Source organism: Klebsiella sp. RHBSTW-00215, from assembly GCF_014103785.1.
In the GTDB taxonomy this organism is placed as follows: Bacteria; Pseudomonadota; Gammaproteobacteria; order Enterobacterales; family Enterobacteriaceae; genus Klebsiella.
Map to the genome: position 1 here is coordinate 3470184 of NZ_JABXQS010000001.1, position 17094 is coordinate 3487277.

Sequence of the window (17094 nt, forward strand, 5' to 3'; positions counted from 1 at the left end):
GTTATACTCCGGATTCGCGAAAATGGACGTCGCTCACAGCGCGCAGACGTTCAGCAGCCTGCTCGGCCGTCAGATCACGCTGGGTTTCAGCCAGCATTTCATAGCCGACCATAAATTTGCGCACCGTGGCGGAGCGCAGCAGCGGCGGATAAAAATGTGCATGCAGCTGCCAGTGATTATTCTCTTCATCGTTAAACGGCGCGCCGTGCCAGCCCATCGAGTAGGGGAATGAGCACTGGAACAGGTTGTCGTAACGGCTGGTCAGCTTTTTCAACGCCAGCGCAAGATCGCTGCGCTGGTCGTCGGTTAAATCGGTCAGACGCTGGATGTGCGCTTTTGGCAGCAGCAGCGTCTCGAAAGGCCACGCTGCCCAGTAGGGAACCACGGCGAGCCAGTGTTCGGTCTCGACGATAGTACGGCTACCGTCGGCTGATTCACGCTGCACGTAATCCACCAGCATCGGCACGCCGTGCTCGGTGAAGTACGCTTTTTGCAGACGATCTTCGCGTTCCGCTTCATTCGGCAGGAAGCTGTTTGCCCACACCTGGCCATGCGGGTGCGGGTTGGAACAGCCCATCGCCGCACCTTTATTTTCAAAGACCTGGACCCATGGATAGGTTTTTCCGAGGTCCGCAGTCTGTTCTTGCCACGTTTTAACCACGCCTTCCAGCGCTTCAACGCTCAGTTCCGGCAGCGTTTTGCTGTGGTCTGGCGAGAAACAGATGACCCGGCTGGTGCCGCGGGCGCTCTGACAGCGCATCAGCGGGTCGTCGCTTTCCGGGGCATCAGGGGTATCGGTCATCAAAGCCGCAAAGTCATTGGTAAAAACAAACGTACCGGTGTAGTTCGGGTTGGTGTCACCGGTGACGCGGGTATTACCCGGGCACAGGAAGCAGTCCGGATCGTGCGCGGGCAACGTTTGCTTTGCCGGCGTTTCCTGCGCCCCCTGCCAGGGGCGCTTGGCGCGATGCGGAGAAACCAGAATCCACTGCCCGGTTAACGGGTTATAACGACGATGTGGATGGTCGACGGGGTTAAATACGCTCATGAAGGTTCCTTAGTCTGGATAACCCTGCGGATGACGGGACTGCCAGTGCCAGGTGTCCTGCGCCATTTCGTCAAGGTTGCGCGTCACGCGCCAGTTCAGATCGCGATCGGCCTTTTCAGCGTCCGCCCAGTAGGCCGGGAGGTCGCCGTCGCGGCGTGGCGCGAAGTGGTAGTTAATCGGTTTACCGCAGGCTTTGCTGAAGGCATTGACCACGTCAAGTACGCTGCTGCCGACGCCTGCGCCAAGGTTGTAGATATGCACGCCTGCTTTATCAGCCAGTTTTTCCATTGCCGCGACGTGGCCGTCGGCAAGGTCCATCACGTGAATGTAGTCACGCACGCCGGTGCCGTCTTCGGTCGGGTAATCGTTGCCAAAGACCGCCAGTGATTCGCGACGGCCTACAGCAACCTGCGCAATGTACGGCATCAGGTTGTTCGGGATCCCCTGCGGGTCTTCACCCATGTCGCCCGACGGATGTGCGCCAACCGGGTTGAAGTAGCGCAGCAGGGCGATGCTCCAATCAGGTTGTGCTTTTTGCAGGTCCGTCAAGATCTGCTCAACCATCAGCTTACTTTTGCCGTACGGGCTTTGCGGAGTGCCGGTCGGGAAGCTTTCGACATAAGGGATCTTCGGCTGATCGCCGTAAACGGTAGCGGAAGAGCTGAAAATAAAGTTTTTCACGCCGGCAGCACGCATGGCGGAAACTAATTTCAGTGTGCCGGTTACGTTATTGTCGTAATATTCCAGCGGCTTAGCGACGGACTCTCCGACGGCTTTCAGACCGGCGAAATGGATCACGGCTTCAATCGCGTGATCGTGAAGAATCTCCGTCATCAGCGCTTCATTACGAATATCGCCTTCGACAAAGGTGGCATTTTTCCCGCCGAGACGTTCAATGATTGGCAATACGCTGCGCTTACTGTTGCAGAGATTGTCGAGAATAATCACTTCATGCCCCTGCAGTAGCAGTTGAACGCAGGTATGACTTCCAATGTAACCGCTACCACCTGTAACCAGTACTTTCATGATTCGCTCCAATAGGCTTATCGTGTGAGAAGAAGATAGCATACCAAAGATGGGAAAAGTGTGACACAGGCCAAATTGGTGGAATCGTTTACACTAAAATTATCAATGCGCACACTGAAGATTTTATTGTTTTAAAACAGGGGAATGATGTGGCGTATTGATCTTTTTCCGAAAAAAAACAGGGATCCGCAGACCCCTGAATCAGGTCAATTTGTCAGCGGTCCCACTTCGTAAGTGTAACCGTCTCCACTGCTCACAAACGCCAGACGGTGGGTAATACAGTCCGGGGCATCCTCGGCATGGTGAGAAACAAACAGTAGCTGAGTTGCCCCTTCGCTAATCAGCACATCGACAAAACGGCGCACCAGTTGGCGGTTGAGCGGGTCTAGCCCCTGTAGCGGTTCATCAAGGATCAGCAGGGTAGGGTGTTTGACCAGCGCGCGGACGATCAGCGCCAGTCGCTGTTGTCCCCAGGAGAGACTATGAAACGGCGCATCGGCAGTGCGCTTGTCGATCCCGAGGATATCCAGCCAGTTTTGCACCAGCTTGTGCTGCTTGTCGGAAACGGCCTGATAGATGCCTATCGAGTCGAAATAGCCTGAGAGAATCACGTTACGCACGTTGGTGCTGACGCGGTATTCAAGGTGCAGGCTGCTGCTGACGTAACCAATATGCTTCTTAATATCCCAGATGGTTTCCCCGCTGCCGCGACGGCGGCCAAACAGCGTCAGGTCGTTGCTGTACCCCTGCGGATGATCGCCGGTCACCAGGCTGAGCAGCGTGGATTTACCGGCGCCGTTGGGGCCGACTATCTGCCAGTGTTCTCCGGGGTTTACCGTCCAGTTCAGGTGGTTAATGATCGGCCGATCGTTATAAGAAACCATGCCGTCGTTAAGCACAATGCGCGGTGCGTTATCCTCCAGCGCGTGACGTGCCGCCGGGGCATCCGGTTCCGGCAGGGTCATGCCGTCAAGTTTTTCGCTATGCGCCAACTGGGCAATCAGCGCCTGTTGCAGCAAGGCCTGCTTTTCGCCAGTTTCGCTCAGTACGCAATCCGCCAGCACACCGGCAAACTGCACGAACGCCGGGATCTCATCAAAACGGTTAAGTACCAATACCAGAGTGATACCTTCACCGTTTAGCGTCGCCAGTAGCTCGGCTAACTGCTGGCGCGATGCTACGTCGAGTCCGTCGAACGGCTCATCAAGAATGAGCAGATCCGGGTTGCCCATTAGCGCCTGACACAGCAGCGTTTTGCGCGTTTCACCAGTGGAGAGGTATTTAAAGCGGCGCTGGAGCAGGCTGGTGATACCAAATTGTTCGGCAAGGCGGGCACAGCGGGATGAATCTTTAAACTCATCCTGGATGATTTCTGCGGTGGTGCGTCCGGTGTCTTCTTCACCGGGGCTAAGCAAATCGGTGTTGTTGCGCTGCCACTCATCGCTGACCAGCTTTTGCAACTGTTCAAAAGAGAGGCGGGTGATGCGCGAAAACGCGCTCTCGCGCTGGCCGCTAAGCAGCGTTAGCTCGCCGGACAGCGCCCGGGCGAGGGCAGATTTCCCGCTGCCGTTGCTGCCGACGAAGGCCCAGCTTTCGCCAGCCTGCACGCTGAGGTGCTCAATATTTAACGTTTTTGTGTCGCTCAGGCGAAACGTGCCTTGCGAAATTTGCAATGATGACATTGTGTATCCCACTTTTTGCAGCAATTTGCATCAGGGATACGTCTTCACGGCCGGAATGTCAATGCCGTTAGCACAACGTGGCGAGAATGATGCGATCGGCATTGAAATAGGCTATCGCTTCCGCGCCTTCCGTCAGATCGCGTGTCTCCTCCACCGGCAGGGTGGCGCAAAGGCTCTGACCATCCGGGAGTGCCATCAGTACTTCGCTCTGCTCCGGCCCGCGCTCAATATGACTGATGCACCCGGCCAGTTGGTTATCGGCCTGCTGGGCCAGCGCGCGATCCTGAGTGATACCGACCCACGGTGCCTTCAGCAGCACCAGCACTTCCTGACCCTCATCAAGGCCCAGACGCTCGGCGCTTTGCGCGGTAATGGCGACTTTAAAGCGGGTTTGTCCGTCGGCCAGTAGCACTTCAACATGCTGCTGCACTTGCTGGTGGTCGCGCCCGGTAATGGTGCCAAACCACTGGTTGCGCGCGCTGGTCTGGAGAGAGAAGCGAGAAATCGCCGCCAGCAGGCTGTCGAGGGGGAGTGCGTCATCATCGCTCAGGACATCAAACGCTTTCTGCTGAATCTGCGCTAACAGGTCGTAAAGCTGAATCAGCCGCTGCCCGTAACGGGTGAGGACCGCGCCGCCACCGCCTTTGCCGCCGGTAGCGCGATCGACCAGGGTTTGCTCGCTCAGCTGATTCATTTCATTAATGGCATCCCAGGCGCTTTTATAGCTGATGCCGGCGTTTTTTGCCCCCTGACTAATGGAGCCAGTCTGGTCAATCTGCTTCAGCAGGGCGATACGGCGGGGATCGGCGAACAGGCGCTGCTGTAATTTTAGGGTAAGAAGAATTTCGGCCTGCATAATCATATCCTGTTGAAAAAGGGTATTGTGACCGATAGCGGTTATCTTGCAAGATGCATCTGCGGCGAATGTCTGCCAGGCATCGCACAAATCGGGCGTGTTTTTCCGGCCGAAACGGTTACAATTAAACATTCGTATTTTCTGGAGCCAACCATGTTAGAGCTATTGAAAAGTCTGGTGTTTGCCGTTGTGATGGTCCCCGTGGTGATGGCTATCATCCTCGGGCTGATCTACGGTCTGGGCGAAGTGTTTAACCTCTTCTCCGGAGCAGGCCATAAAGACAACAGGCCGCAAAACCACTGATTCCCGCGCCCGGTTCTACCGGGCGTTTTTATTTGTCCCCTCAATTGATCCGCCTCTAATTACCCCTAATTTGCTCTGGGAAAACCCCAACCTTATCGCTATATTATCTCCTACATAACGCACTCACAGGAGTTTCAGATGGCAGGTCAATGGTTACGCTTTTTTGCCGGAGCAACGTTAACGCTCAGTGTTGCGGGTCACGCGCTGGCGGAAGATGGCAAAATCACCGTGTTCGCGGCGGCATCGCTGACTAACGCAATGCAGGATATCGCTAAAGAGTATAAGAAAGAGAAGAACGTTGATGTTGTTTCTTCGTTTGCTTCTTCATCGACTCTGGCACGACAGATTGAAGCGGGTGCGCCTGCAGATCTGTTTATCTCTGCTGACCAAAAATGGATGGACTACGCGGTTGAGAAAAAGAGCATTGATACGGCGACACGCGCCACTCTGCTGGGCAATAGCCTGGTGGTCGTTGCGCCGAAAGCCAGCGCTCAGGGCGATATCACCATCAATGATAAAACCGACTGGACCAGCCTGCTGAAAGGGGGGCGTCTGGCGGTTGGCGATCCGGAGCATGTGCCTGCAGGTATCTATGCCAAAGAAGCACTGCAAAAACTGGGTGCCTGGGAAACTCTGTCGCCGAAGCTGGCTCCGGCGGAAGACGTGCGCGGTGCGCTGGCGCTGGTCGAGCGTAGCGAAGCCCCGCTGGGTATTGTTTACGGCTCTGATGCCGTTGCCAGTAAAGGCGTGAAAGTTGTCGGTACCTTCCCGGAAGATTCCCACAAGAAAGTGGAATATCCGCTGGCTATCGTTGATGGACATAAAAATGCGACGGTTAGCGCATTTTATGACTATCTGAAAGGACCGGAAGCTTCGGCCATCTTTAAACGTTACGGATTTACTACCCACTAATGTTCTTAAGCGATCCCGAATGGCAGGCGGTACTGCTGAGCCTGAAAGTTTCATCCCTGGCGGTGGTGTTCAGCTTACCTTTTGGGATCTTTTTTTCCTGGCTGCTGGTTCGACGGGATTTCCCCGGCAAAGCGCTACTCGATAGCATCCTCCACTTGCCGCTGGTATTGCCGCCGGTGGTGGTGGGCTATCTGTTATTGATTGCCATGGGACGGCGTGGTTTTATCGGCAGTTGGCTTTATGACTGGTTTGGTCTGAGCTTTGCCTTTAGCTGGCGCGGCGCGGTGCTGGCGGCGGCGGTGATGTCCTTTCCACTGATGGTGCGGGCTATACGCCTGGCGCTGGAAGGAGTTGATATTAAGCTGGAGCAGGCGGCACGCACGCTTGGCGCGGGCCGCTGGCGGGTGTTTTTCACCATTACCCTACCTTTAACGCTTCCGGGAATTATTGTTGGTACCGTGCTGGCTTTCGCCCGTTCGCTGGGCGAATTTGGTGCAACCATTACCTTTGTTTCCAATATTCCCGGCGAAACGCGTACTATCCCTTCAGCAATGTATACCCTGATTCAGACCCCCGGCGGCGAAGGTGCGGCAGCACGGCTGTGTTTGATTTCGATTGTGCTGGCGCTGATATCGCTGCTGATTTCTGAATGGCTGGCCCGGCTTAGCCGCAAACGGATGGGGAAATAATCATGCTCGAGCTCGATTTCACCCAGACGCTGGGCACCCACTGTTTGCAGATCTGTGAGACGCTCCCCGCCAGCGGCATTACGGCGGTTTTCGGCGTTTCTGGTGCCGGGAAAACTTCGCTGATTAACGCCATCAGCGGCCTGACGCGCCCGCAGCAGGGGCGTATCGTGCTTAACGGCAGAGTGCTTAATGATGTCGAAAAGCGTATCTGTCTGGCGCCGGAAAAACGGCGCATTGGCTATGTCTTTCAGGACGCGCGCCTGTTTCCGCACTACAAGGTGCGCGGCAATCTGAAGTACGGCATGGCGAAGAGTATGGCCGAACAGTTCGATAAGCTGGTCGATCTGCTCGGCATCGCGCCGCTGCTTGACAGGCTACCGGGAGGGCTATCCGGTGGGGAAAAACAACGCGTGGCGATTGGCCGGGCATTACTCACCGCACCGGAGCTGCTGTTGCTTGATGAACCTCTGGCTTCGCTGGATATTCCACGTAAACGCGAGCTGCTGCCCTATCTGCAACGTCTGGCGCGAGAGATTAACATCCCGATGCTCTACGTCAGCCATTCACTGGATGAGATTCAGCATCTGGCGGATAAAGTGCTGGTGCTGGAAGAGGGGAAAGTAAAAGCTTTTGGTGACCTGGAAGCGGTGTGGAGCAGCAGCATAATGCACCCCTGGCTACCGCAGGATCAGCAAAGCACCATTCTCAATGTGACCATTGCCGCTCAGCATCCACAGTATGCGATGACCGCCCTGGCGCTCGGCGACCAGCAGATATGGGTCAATCAGCTCGACAGGCCGCAGGGTGAAGCGGCGCGGATACGCATTCAGGCTTCGGATGTGTCACTGGTCCTGCAGCCAGGGCAGCAAACCAGCATCCGTAATATTTTGCCCGCACAGGTGATGCAGTGCATCGAAAGTAACGGTCAGGTTGAGGTCAGGCTTGAAATTAGCGGTCGTACGCTGTGGGCGCGTATCAGCCCGTGGGCCCGTGATGACCTGGGCATAACCCCAGGCCAGCAGCTGTACGCGCAAATTAAAAGCGTGTCGATCGCCGCCTGATTACAGCAGATGGCGGTTGATGTAGTCGGCGATGCTGGTGGTTTCGTTTTCACCAATCACCACGTTGGCGCGCGCTTTGACGTCATCGACCGCGTTGCCCATCGCCACGCCAGTACCGGCGGCTTCCAGCATGCTCAGATCGTTGTAGTTATCGCCAAAAGCGATCACGTCCTGCATCGACAAGCCCTGTGCCGCCACCCACTGCGCAAGGCGTTTGCCTTTGCTGTTGCCTTCGCGGGCGATATCAACCTGATCGTGCCATGACCATTCACATTCCAGACCCAGCGTCTGACCAACATGCTGGGCAAAGCGCTGTAGCTTAGCGGTATCTTCATCGGTCAGCGCGAATTTCCATACGGCCTTAACTTCGCGGGCCGCCTGCGCCAGCGAGTTGACCTGAGTGAATACCGGACGCTGTTCGACCGGCAGAGATTGCGACCAGTTGGCGGTGCGCACGACGTGTCCGGTCGGCTGTTCGTAAAGCATGGCGTCATCAACGTACATCAGGCCGTGGATATCATGCTCGTTCAGCATATCCGTCAGGCTCAGGGCTTTGTCGACTGGCATCGGATCGGATTCCAGAACCTTTTTTGCATGATAATCATACAAATAAGTGCCATTACAACAAATTGCAGGTGTATCCAGAGCCAGTGCCTGATAAAAAGGATGGATAGCGACGTGATGTCGGCCGGTGACGACGATCACCTGGTATCCCGCGTCTCTGGCGCGAGCCAGTGCGTCGAGCGAGGCGGGAAGGATTGTTTTTTTTCCGGTCAATAGGGTGCCGTCTAAATCCAGGGCAATCACGCGTGAGGTCATGTGTTGTTTCCGGTTAATGGTGAAAAGTGAGCAGGCTATGATGGTACACCGCTGTGCCATTCGGGCAAACTTTTCAGCATCTACCGCTAAAAGAGTCGATACACTTGATCCTTCTGGCTGCTGCGAGGCAACCTGAATCATGTAGTGTATGCGTATTGTGTTTTTCAGCGCGTCGTTAGTCTGAAAAATGAAATTTCCACGAGCAGTGAGGAAAGGAGTATTCATGAAACAAACCGTTTATACCGCCAGCCCGGAAAGCCAGCAGATCCACGTCTGGAATCTGGATGTTGAGGGGAAACTGACGCTGGTGCAGGTTGTTGACGCCCCAGGTCAGGTGCAGCCGATGGTGGTGAGCCCGAACAAAGAGTATCTCTACGTCGGCGTGCGTCCGGAGTTTCGCGTACTGGCTTACCGCATTGCCCCCGATAATGGCGCTCTGACCTTTGCCGGCGAAGCCGCGCTGCCGGGTAGCCCGACGCATATTTCTACCGATCATCAGGGACGCTTTGTCTTTAGCGCCTCTTATAATTCGGGCTGCGTAAGCGTCACGCCGCTGACCGATGGCCTGCCGGGTGAAACGGTGAGCGTTATTGAAGGTCTGGAAGGGTGCCACTCGGCAAATATCTCCCCGGATAACCGCACCTTATGGGTTCCGGCGCTGAAGCAGGATCGTGTCTGCCTGTTTACCCTGAGTGATGATGGTTTCCTCGTTGCGCAGGAACCGGCTGAAGTGACCACCGTTGAAGGCGCGGGTCCGCGTCATATGGTGTTCCATCCGAACCAGCAGTACGGTTACTGCGTCAATGAGCTTAATAGCTCTGTTGACGTCTGGGAGCTGAAAGATCCGTACGGCAAAATCGAGTGCGTGCAGACGCTGGACATGATGCCTTCTGATTTCACCGGTGTTCGCTGGGCGGCGGATATCCATCTCACCCCGGATGGTCGTCACCTCTACGCCTGCGATCGTACCGCCAGTATTATCACCATCTTCAGCGTCTCCGAAGACGGCAGCGTGTTGTCCATTGAGGGCTATCAGCCCACCGAAGCACAACCGCGTGGCTTTAACCTCGATCACAGCGGCAAATACCTGATTGCCGCTGGTCAGAAATCGCATCATGTCGCGGTATATGAAATCGAAGGTGAGCAGGGCCTGTTGCAAGAAAAAGGGCGCTATGCCGTCGGCCAGGGTCCTATGTGGGTAGTGGTTAACGCATACTAAGGCTGTGGGTTATGACTGAAAACCTCGCTACGGCGAGGTTTTTTTATCTCTCTAATTCATCTTAGCTTCACTAATAAAAGCTATTTCTTTCGTCATTTTCGTGAGTTAAGCCATACAACATGGACTTTGTATTAGCTGAAGTGAGCGTTTGCTCACGCTCTTTCGGGGAAAGACAAGAGGATCTCCTGCGCTTTCAATCCCTCACATTCATGCTTTTCCAGGATTTTTCTACCAGGGATAAACACCTGGATAATAGTTCTGTCAGAACGACGACGGTCAAACGGAGTTTTATTTTTTTAAGTAAAGCAATTTATGTTTTTCTATAGTTTTTTGTGCTGGATAAGACACGGTTCTAAGTAAGTAAATCTATATGAGAAAAGTCTCATTTAAAGTGTTTTTTTAACAAAACATTGATAATTTTCCTTAATTAGGATTTTTCTTGTGTAAATAAATGTTGCAACTTTTAATTTTATATTTCTATGTATTTTAAAGTATTTTAACCATGTGAAGAGGATATTTCTTGCGATATTTCAACCGCCAGGGTGGAGAGGAGAAAAAAACAAACTGGCACAACAAAATGTGCTTAAAATACGATCAAACTGATCGATGGTCGTACAATGTTTATCTTTTAATTGTTGCTGAGATGTTAATTTCAATCAATGTAAATGATCTAGGTCAACTAAACTTCATTATAAAATTTTATGTTTTTTTAACTAAAAAAACATTGTAAAAGACCATTTTAAGATATATTGGCACTATCAAATATTAATAAATAAAATAGACAATCCCTCCTTAAATAAATTATTAAGATATAAATGCAGTTGAATTTTCCTATTATTGCGCATCAATGAATTGCTGTATATTATTGTTATGGAATTTAGATGATATTGTTCTTTTCCTATTTCTTAAGAATTAAGGAAGTAGTGTTAATTGTTTCAATATCATTTTTATGTTGTTGTACATCTTAACCCAAATAGGGAACTATATATGCGTAATTATAAATATGCTATTTCAGCATTAGCTCTGGGATTGTCTTCAGTCGTAGCAACTTCCGCTTCTGCTGCGGACGGTACCATTACTATTAATGGGCTGGTCACTGACACCACATGCACTATTTCTATCGATGGTGGTAATACTGATGCAACAGTAACACTGCCGACTGTCTCAGTTTCCTCCTTGGCTTCTACAGGAGCAACAGCTGGAGCAACACCTTTCAATATTTCACTATCTGGTTGTACAGGCCTGTCTTTAAAAACTGCAAGTACCTACTTTGAGCCTGGCGCTTATGTTGATAGCCAGACTGGTCGCTTGAATATTGATACTACTGCTCCAGATGCCGCGGGTAATGTGCAAGTGCAATTATTGAATGCCGATCGTAACGCTATTGTTGCTGGTGCTTCAGTAGCGAATGGTCAGAATGATATCCCAGTAGATATCAGCTCTGGTGCCGGTATTCTTAATTACTATGCTCAGTATTATGCAACCGATCTTTCTACTGCGGGCTCTGTAACCACTCAGGTTGATTACACCATGGTTTACGAGTAATTGATTCATGGGAGTAAAAGCAACTGTTTTTACTCCCATCAATGATGAGGTTCTTTGATGTTAAAAAAAATCCCCCACTGTTTTATTTTAATTGCATCTTTTTTTATCTCTGTCTCAGCTTTGGCTGATGTTGCTATTAATGGGACGAGAATTGTTTTTAATGCAAAAGATAAAGAGTCGGTTGTGCAATTAAAAAATAATGGTAAGAATCCTTATCTATTACAATTATGGATTGATGATGGTAATCCTAAATCCAGACCAGGTGAGGTAAACGTACCATTTGTTATCACCCCTCCTGTTGTACGTATTGACCCCGAAAAAGGGCAGGCAGTGAGAGTTATGTTCACTGGCGCTATCCTTCCTCAGGACAGGGAATCATTGTACTGGTTTAATATGCTGGAAGTACCGCCAAAACCTACGAAGATGATCGAAGCTGGCTCTAATCTTCTGCAACTAGCATTTCGTACGCGGATAAAATTATTTTATCGTCCTGCTAATCTCGAATACAGCGTACTGGAGTCGTATAAAAAACTTAGATTTAAAAGAAATGGTAATACTTTAAATGTTAAAAATGACTCTCCTTATTTTATTACGTTAAGTAGCGTAGAGATTCGCAGGGCAAAGGGTTCTGCGGTAGCGGCTGTTGTTGAGAGTTTCCCTCAACGCATGATTGCACCTAAAGGGGAGATGAATCTCCAGTTAGTAACTAAAAAATCAGAGAGGCTGGACGGTCTCACTCTATTTTACAGTGTGATCAATGATTATGGAGGAGAAACAAAGAATGAGCAGACACTGCAAAGTAAATAAAAAGCATTCCTCTTCAATTTGTTTAACTCAGATAGCACAGTTTGTTATTGTATCAATTTTTATTTCTCAGGTAGCAATAGCGCAACAAAATGATGATGTTATTTTTAATAGTGAGTTTATGCGCTCTGCTATTGATGTCAGTGCCTATTCTCAAGGGAATCCTGTTGCCAGTGGTAACTATGCCGTCGATCTTTATGTTAATGAAAAATGGAAAGGGTATGTCAATGTTAAATTTGCAAAGGATAGTTTGCAGTCAGCGATAGCCAGACCTTGCTTTAATATTAAATTGATTTCTATGGCCGGAATAGATTTGGCTAAAATTAACCCTGATGTTTTACAGGGATTAAAAGCAGATGAAGCCTGTGTGCGTACTGAAGATATTTATCCGGATCTTGTCGCAAACTTTGATGTGGCTACACAGCGTATTAACGTACAGTCTCCTCAAACCTATTTACTACGCCATGCGCGCGGCTATGTCAGTCCTGAACTTTGGGATAATGGAATTACGGCGGCAACGTTGCAATATGATTATAACGCCTATCATTCTGACATGTCGGGGTCTGATTCTCTCTCAACCCAATATCTTGGACTTAGGGGCGGAATTAACTGGGATGTATGGCGCCTGCGCTACCGAGGCTCGTTTAACTGGAACGAAGGAAAAGGTTGGGGCTATGACAATGCCAATACCTATCTCGAACGCGCGATTGTTCCGTTACGTAGTAAATTGGTGGTGGGAGAATCATCAACTGACGGACAAGTCTTCGACAGCGTTGGCTTCCGCGGCGTAATGATGACCTCTGACGATCGCATGTATATGGATTCTCAACGTGGATACGCGCCAATAATTAATGGCATTGCCAACACCACTGCTCTGGTACGTATCAGTCAGAGAGGTATGCGAATTTATGAAACAACCGTACCACCGGGACCTTTCACGATTGATGATCTATACCCCACCGGGACAGGTGGCGATTTGCTGGTCACAATAAAAGAAGCTGATGGCAGCGAACGCAGTTTCACCGTGACTTACGCGTCAATTGCTGAACTTTTACGTCCGGGCACTACTCGTTATACCCTAATGGGGGGGCGTTACCATAATTCGACTGTAAATGAAAATCCGAATATCCTGATGGGAACTCTGCATCATGGCTTTTCAAACCTCATCACCGGATATTCTGGCATGCTGGGTGCTGAGAATTATCAGTCGATTGCTGGCGGTGTCGCTTTAAATACTTCAATTGGTGCAATCTCAACGGATATAACCCATGCACGCAGCTCGTTTCATGATGACATAAAGCGTGAAGGGCAAAGTATTCGCTTCTCTTTCGCCAAAATATTGCCGGTTGTGAATACCAACGTCACACTTGCCAGTTACCGCTATTCTAGTTCCGGGTATTATAGTATTGATGACGCAATGATGTTGCGTGATGGTCAGCAGCGTAACTATAGCTGGTTTAACGATACGGTTAACCGTAAAAACCGCGTACAGATAAGCGCAACGCAAACGATTAATGATACCTGGGGAAGTTTTAATCTCAGTGCGAGCACTCAGGACTACTGGAATCGAAGTGGGCATGATACGGAATATCAGTTCGGTTATACAAATTCATTTAAACATTTCAATTTGAATATAAATGGCAGTAGAACCCGCGATCTGCTGAAAGATAAATGGGATAATAAAATTGCCATTGGTATTTCTCTACCCCTTGGTGAAAGTGGGCGTTCGGCTTATCTCAACTCGACTTTTATTCAAGAACGAGACCATAGTGGTATTCAAAATTCCATTGCCGGAACGACCGGTGAAAATCGCCAGTTTACCTATAGTGCTTTTGGCAACGTTGACCACTATAAGCAAAGCGGCACTAAAACGACCGGAGGAGTAAGCGGCAACTGGGCATCTCCATGGAGTAGCGTTGGGGCTAATGTTTCGACAGGAAGTGGTTACCAACAGTATGGAATGAACTTATCTGGCGGCGTCGTGGCATGGCAAAATGGTGTGGTTTTCACCCCTATGATGGGCGATACGATGGCGATTATTGAGGCTGATGATGCCGCTGGAGCAAGAATAACCAACAACAATAGTCTGAGTTTAAATCGCTACGGTAAAGCGGCGGTGCCTTATTTAACGCCGTATCGTCAGAATACTATAGAACTCGATCCTAAAGGGTTATCGAACGATATTTCTCTGGATGTGACCAGTCAGAATATTGTACCAACAGCAGGGGCGGTAGTATTGATGAAGTATAAGACAGATGTTGGTCATTCTATGCTTCTGGCATTAAGTCACCCCACAGAAGAATTACCGTTTGGTTCTGCGATTATGGATGAAAACAATCGCTCTGTTGGTTATGTCACACAAGGGGGACAGGCTTTTGTTAGAGTTAAAAAAGAAACAGGAAAACTCCATGTGAAATGGGGTGACCACGGTAAACAAACATGTTCATTTGCCTACGTACTACCTGCTAAGCCAGCAGGAACAGGTGCTGGTTTGCCACAGGCTAATGCGGTTTGCCAATAACAGGAGAGTGCATAATGATAAAAATAGTCCGTATCTTGGTTTTGCACTTATTAGCCTTCGCTGGCGCGATTGGGTATGCAAGGGCCGATGGTACTTGGGTCAACTGCATAAGAACCAGCGGTTATTATCAATATTTTGATTCGACAACAGTGCAGGTGGGTAAAGATGCTGCAGTGGGTGATTTGCTGGGTAACTGGATGACTTCATCGAACCCTACCGCATGGACTTGCAAACACGTCACTAATTATCAGAGTTATACGGTACCAATGGCGGTTCAAGGATACCCTCCTTATAGTGTTTGGGGAACGATGCAGATCGATGGCCAAACTTATAATGTTTATGATACGGCGGTAAAGGATGGATTAGGTTATGTGGCACGCTGGCGTTATACCGTTAAAGGTCAGTTAAGCGATTGGTACCCATTAACTATCTCTACCGGGGGTAACCAGACACCTTCACAATTATTTAATGTTAGCTATGACGACGATAATTCATGGAATATTGGTGTAGATGTGCAGGTCAGGTTTGTGAAAACTAAGCCATCATTAACAGCAGGTTCAACTTCACTTTTTGATCCAATGTATATGCGACATTATCAGATTTATGATGGCAGAACCTCTGTCGGTAGCGGGACATATATGATTGCCCAGTTTCGTGCCGGTGGGTTAGTTATCTCGACAACGGGTGGGACCTGTACAACGTCTGATGTTAATGTGAATCTTCCTCCAGCCAGTCGTGCAAGTTTTACTGGAGTGGGCTATACCACATCAAGGAAAGATTTTGATCTGGTATTCACAAAGTGTCCGGCTGGTTTAGCGAGTATTAGTTATCTCTTTACGCCAACAACAGCAATAATTGATAACTCTCAAGGCGTATTTGCTATCAGTTCAACATCCAGCGCGAGTGGTGTCGGAATTCAATTATTGAATGCTCAGGATGCACCCTTGTCGTTTAATAATTCATATTTGCTAACTGATTATGACCCCTCGGCCGATAATGCAACCTATACAGTTCCATTGCGTGCTGGGTTGTATCAAACGGAAGAGAGTGTTTCTTCCGGGGGAATTAATGGGGCGGTTACTTTCACTTTGAGTTATAAATAAAAATTGTTATCAGGAATTCGCATTATGATCTTTTTTGTTAAAATTTTGTTTGTCACGTTATTGTTCGCCGTTTGTTCACAAGCATCTGCGGCCACATATATTAATTTTACTCGACTCATTCTCAATGAAAATGAACGGGAAGTGACATTTAGAATTAAAAATGAAGGTGATAATGCGGTTCTTATGCAACTCTGGACCGACCGGGATAACATCATGGATAAGCCTGAATCGATAAAGGCGCCATTTATGATTTTACCACCCGTATTCCGCCTGAACGGGATGGATTCGCGTACCGCGCGACTTCAACTTATCGATAATGAAGAATCATTACCAAAAAATAAGGAATCCTTATTTTGGCTAAATGCTTTGGAGATCCCACAAAAAGCTAAGGGTACAACAGACGAGGTTTTACTACAGGTTGCTTTTCGGACACGGATAAAGATATTTTATCGTCCAGTAGCTATATCTCAGATTAATACTGAGAAAGAAATTGAAAAAATTAAAGCAATTAAAATAAATTGTGATGATAGCGAGTGTATTCGTCTTGAAAATAGAACTCCGTTTCATTACTCTTTATTGAAAATTAGCCTGGGTAGCGGTAAGGAGATAATTGATTTGCCACAAGATGGTCTGCTATTTCCTTTCTCATCACTGGATATACCATCAGGAAAGATAGCTCTGGTAAATGAAAGTATAAAGTCGTTTACCTGGATAGATGATTATGGCGTAGAGCGTATTAGCTTGAAATAATGAGAGGGATAACACCATGTTGGGATTTAACTCATCATTACTGCGCTATAAATTTATTTATCTGACAAAAAATGTATATGATGGAATTGCAGTGCATGCAGTTTTTAAAGAGTTACTTTTTTCATCTGAGCTGAAGAGTGAGCTACAAGAAGACATTCCTTTTCATCTTATTGATAAATACATAAAATTCATTCCATTCTCATCAAGGAATTTTGATATTTGTAAGGTGCGTAGCAAGCATTTTGAGAATGATATTATTTTTTCTGTTAAATGGCAGGATGATAAAAGAGTTATACTTAGCAATGTACTATTTTTTGTTGACATGTATAACCCTGATAAAACCTCTATGCTACATCTGGCGGGACGTAACGACCTTGATGTTATTAAAGGGAGAATGGAAATTTTCTTAATGCACTGTCATGCTGTTATTACGGAGAATAAAAAAAAGTATAATAATTGCTTCCTGTTTACCCTCCGCGAGCAGCAAATAGTTTTCCATCTACTGGAGGGACTCTCTGTTAAGGAGATAGCGCGTGAATTTGGCGTTAGTGATAAGTTGATTTATAGAGATCGGGATACGTTAGTTCGCAAACTGATTATGCAACAAGATCCTATTCTTTACCGGAGATTGAGAAACCTTGCCTTGTTACGCGCAAAACAAGATCCTGTTTTGCATCACTACTGATCTATTTGACAACAGTAATATGCTGAAAAATGTCTGCCAACGTAGTGAGTAAAATAGTGTAGGGGAAGAGC

16 protein-coding genes are annotated in these 17094 nt (G+C 48.8%); 11 read left to right on the forward strand and 5 right to left on the reverse strand.

Features of this window, described 5'->3' with window-relative positions:
- Position 1: 1 nt before the first annotated feature.
- The 4 genes from galT to modE all read right to left on the reverse strand — a co-directional run bounded on the left by galT (position 2) and on the right by modE (position 4612).
- Positions 2-1048, reverse strand: coding sequence for a galactose-1-phosphate uridylyltransferase (gene galT, locus HV127_RS16435; protein ID WP_182237291.1), 1047 nt, complete (start codon positions 1046-1048; stop codon positions 2-4).
- 9 nt (positions 1049-1057) lie between these two features.
- On the reverse strand, positions 1058-2074 hold the full coding sequence (galE, locus tag HV127_RS16440; RefSeq protein WP_181482981.1) for a UDP-glucose 4-epimerase GalE: 1017 nt from the start codon (positions 2072-2074) through the stop codon (positions 1058-1060).
- A gap of 206 nt (positions 2075-2280) precedes the next feature.
- Positions 2281-3756 carry a molybdate ABC transporter ATP-binding protein ModF gene (gene modF, locus HV127_RS16445; RefSeq protein WP_182237293.1) on the reverse strand — a complete coding sequence of 492 codons (1476 nt, stop codon included), beginning with the start codon at positions 3754-3756 and terminating at the stop codon, positions 2281-2283.
- Between the two features lie 67 nt (positions 3757-3823).
- Positions 3824-4612, reverse strand: coding sequence for a molybdenum-dependent transcriptional regulator (modE, locus tag HV127_RS16450; protein WP_182237295.1), 789 nt, complete (start codon positions 4610-4612; stop codon positions 3824-3826).
- Positions 4613-4765: 153 nt separating this feature from the next.
- On the opposite strand from modE, the gene HV127_RS16455 reads away from it, so the two are divergent.
- From HV127_RS16455 to modC, 4 genes are all read left to right on the forward strand, one after another.
- The gene (locus tag HV127_RS16455; RefSeq protein WP_110276804.1) at positions 4766-4915 is read left to right on the forward strand and encodes an AcrZ family multidrug efflux pump-associated protein; all 150 of its coding nucleotides are present in this window, start codon (positions 4766-4768) and stop codon (positions 4913-4915) included.
- Between the two features lie 138 nt (positions 4916-5053).
- Positions 5054-5827: a molybdate ABC transporter substrate-binding protein gene (gene modA / locus HV127_RS16460; protein WP_112214441.1), complete on the forward strand. Its 774-nt coding sequence runs from the start codon at positions 5054-5056 to the stop codon at positions 5825-5827.
- On the forward strand, positions 5827-6516 hold the full coding sequence (gene modB, locus HV127_RS16465; protein ID WP_182237297.1) for a molybdate ABC transporter permease subunit: 690 nt from the start codon (positions 5827-5829) through the stop codon (positions 6514-6516). The genes modA and modB overlap by 1 nt, the downstream gene beginning before the upstream one ends.
- Positions 6517-6518: 2 nt before the next feature.
- Complete coding sequence (modC, locus tag HV127_RS16470; RefSeq protein ID WP_182237299.1) at positions 6519-7577, forward strand: molybdenum ABC transporter ATP-binding protein ModC; 1059 nt, start codon at positions 6519-6521, stop codon at positions 7575-7577.
- Here modC and HV127_RS16475 read toward each other — a convergent pair whose 3' ends face one another.
- Complete coding sequence (locus tag HV127_RS16475; RefSeq protein WP_182237301.1) at positions 7578-8396, reverse strand: pyridoxal phosphatase; 819 nt, start codon at positions 8394-8396, stop codon at positions 7578-7580.
- A 223-nt stretch (positions 8397-8619) separates the two neighbouring features.
- Between HV127_RS16475 and pgl the strand changes: the two genes are divergently transcribed.
- The 7 genes from pgl to HV127_RS16510 all read left to right on the forward strand — a co-directional run bounded on the left by pgl (position 8620) and on the right by HV127_RS16510 (position 17023).
- On the forward strand, positions 8620-9615 hold the full coding sequence (pgl, locus tag HV127_RS16480) for a 6-phosphogluconolactonase (protein WP_182237303.1): 996 nt from the start codon (positions 8620-8622) through the stop codon (positions 9613-9615).
- Between the two features lie 987 nt (positions 9616-10602).
- Complete coding sequence (locus tag HV127_RS16485) at positions 10603-11160, forward strand: fimbrial protein (protein ID WP_182237305.1); 558 nt, start codon at positions 10603-10605, stop codon at positions 11158-11160.
- Between the two features lie 57 nt (positions 11161-11217).
- On the forward strand, positions 11218-11967 hold the full coding sequence (locus tag HV127_RS16490) for a fimbria/pilus periplasmic chaperone (protein ID WP_182237307.1): 750 nt from the start codon (positions 11218-11220) through the stop codon (positions 11965-11967).
- Positions 11942-14485, forward strand: a complete 2544-nt coding sequence (locus HV127_RS16495) for a fimbria/pilus outer membrane usher protein (RefSeq protein WP_182237309.1) — start codon at positions 11942-11944, stop codon at positions 14483-14485. The genes HV127_RS16490 and HV127_RS16495 overlap by 26 nt, the downstream gene beginning before the upstream one ends.
- A 14-nt stretch (positions 14486-14499) precedes the next feature.
- Positions 14500-15588 carry a fimbrial protein gene (locus HV127_RS16500; protein ID WP_182237311.1) on the forward strand — a complete coding sequence of 363 codons (1089 nt, stop codon included), beginning with the start codon at positions 14500-14502 and terminating at the stop codon, positions 15586-15588.
- A 24-nt stretch (positions 15589-15612) separates the two neighbouring features.
- Positions 15613-16338: a molecular chaperone gene (locus HV127_RS16505; protein ID WP_182237313.1), complete on the forward strand. Its 726-nt coding sequence runs from the start codon at positions 15613-15615 to the stop codon at positions 16336-16338.
- Between the two features lie 16 nt (positions 16339-16354).
- Positions 16355-17023 (forward strand): hypothetical protein, encoded by a 669-nt coding sequence (locus HV127_RS16510; RefSeq protein WP_182237315.1) that lies wholly within the window; start codon positions 16355-16357, stop codon positions 17021-17023.
- Positions 17024-17094 lie beyond the last annotated feature (71 nt).

What these genes read in the sequence shown, in the direction of transcription:
- galT (WP_182237291.1), bottom strand. Translation starts at nt 1,048, where the DNA reads ATGAGCGTATTTAACCCCGTCGACCATCCACATCGTCGTTATAACCCG.
- galE (WP_181482981.1), bottom strand. Translation starts at nt 2,074, where the DNA reads ATGAAAGTACTGGTTACAGGTGGTAGCGGTTACATTGGAAGTCATACC.
- modF (WP_182237293.1), bottom strand. Translation starts at nt 3,756, where the DNA reads ATGTCATCATTGCAAATTTCGCAAGGCACGTTTCGCCTGAGCGACACA.
- modE (WP_182237295.1), bottom strand. Translation starts at nt 4,612, where the DNA reads ATGCAGGCCGAAATTCTTCTTACCCTAAAATTACAGCAGCGCCTGTTC.
- HV127_RS16455 (WP_110276804.1), top strand. Translation starts at nt 4,766, where the DNA reads ATGTTAGAGCTATTGAAAAGTCTGGTGTTTGCCGTTGTGATGGTCCCC.
- modA (WP_112214441.1), top strand. Translation starts at nt 5,054, where the DNA reads ATGGCAGGTCAATGGTTACGCTTTTTTGCCGGAGCAACGTTAACGCTC.
- modB (WP_182237297.1), top strand. Translation starts at nt 5,827, where the DNA reads ATGTTCTTAAGCGATCCCGAATGGCAGGCGGTACTGCTGAGCCTGAAA.
- modC (WP_182237299.1), top strand. Translation starts at nt 6,519, where the DNA reads ATGCTCGAGCTCGATTTCACCCAGACGCTGGGCACCCACTGTTTGCAG.
- HV127_RS16475 (WP_182237301.1), bottom strand. Translation starts at nt 8,396, where the DNA reads ATGACCTCACGCGTGATTGCCCTGGATTTAGACGGCACCCTATTGACC.
- pgl (WP_182237303.1), top strand. Translation starts at nt 8,620, where the DNA reads ATGAAACAAACCGTTTATACCGCCAGCCCGGAAAGCCAGCAGATCCAC.
- HV127_RS16485 (WP_182237305.1), top strand. Translation starts at nt 10,603, where the DNA reads ATGCGTAATTATAAATATGCTATTTCAGCATTAGCTCTGGGATTGTCT.
- HV127_RS16490 (WP_182237307.1), top strand. Translation starts at nt 11,218, where the DNA reads ATGTTAAAAAAAATCCCCCACTGTTTTATTTTAATTGCATCTTTTTTT.
- HV127_RS16495 (WP_182237309.1), top strand. Translation starts at nt 11,942, where the DNA reads ATGAGCAGACACTGCAAAGTAAATAAAAAGCATTCCTCTTCAATTTGT.
- HV127_RS16500 (WP_182237311.1), top strand. Translation starts at nt 14,500, where the DNA reads ATGATAAAAATAGTCCGTATCTTGGTTTTGCACTTATTAGCCTTCGCT.
- HV127_RS16505 (WP_182237313.1), top strand. Translation starts at nt 15,613, where the DNA reads ATGATCTTTTTTGTTAAAATTTTGTTTGTCACGTTATTGTTCGCCGTT.
- HV127_RS16510 (WP_182237315.1), top strand. Translation starts at nt 16,355, where the DNA reads ATGTTGGGATTTAACTCATCATTACTGCGCTATAAATTTATTTATCTG.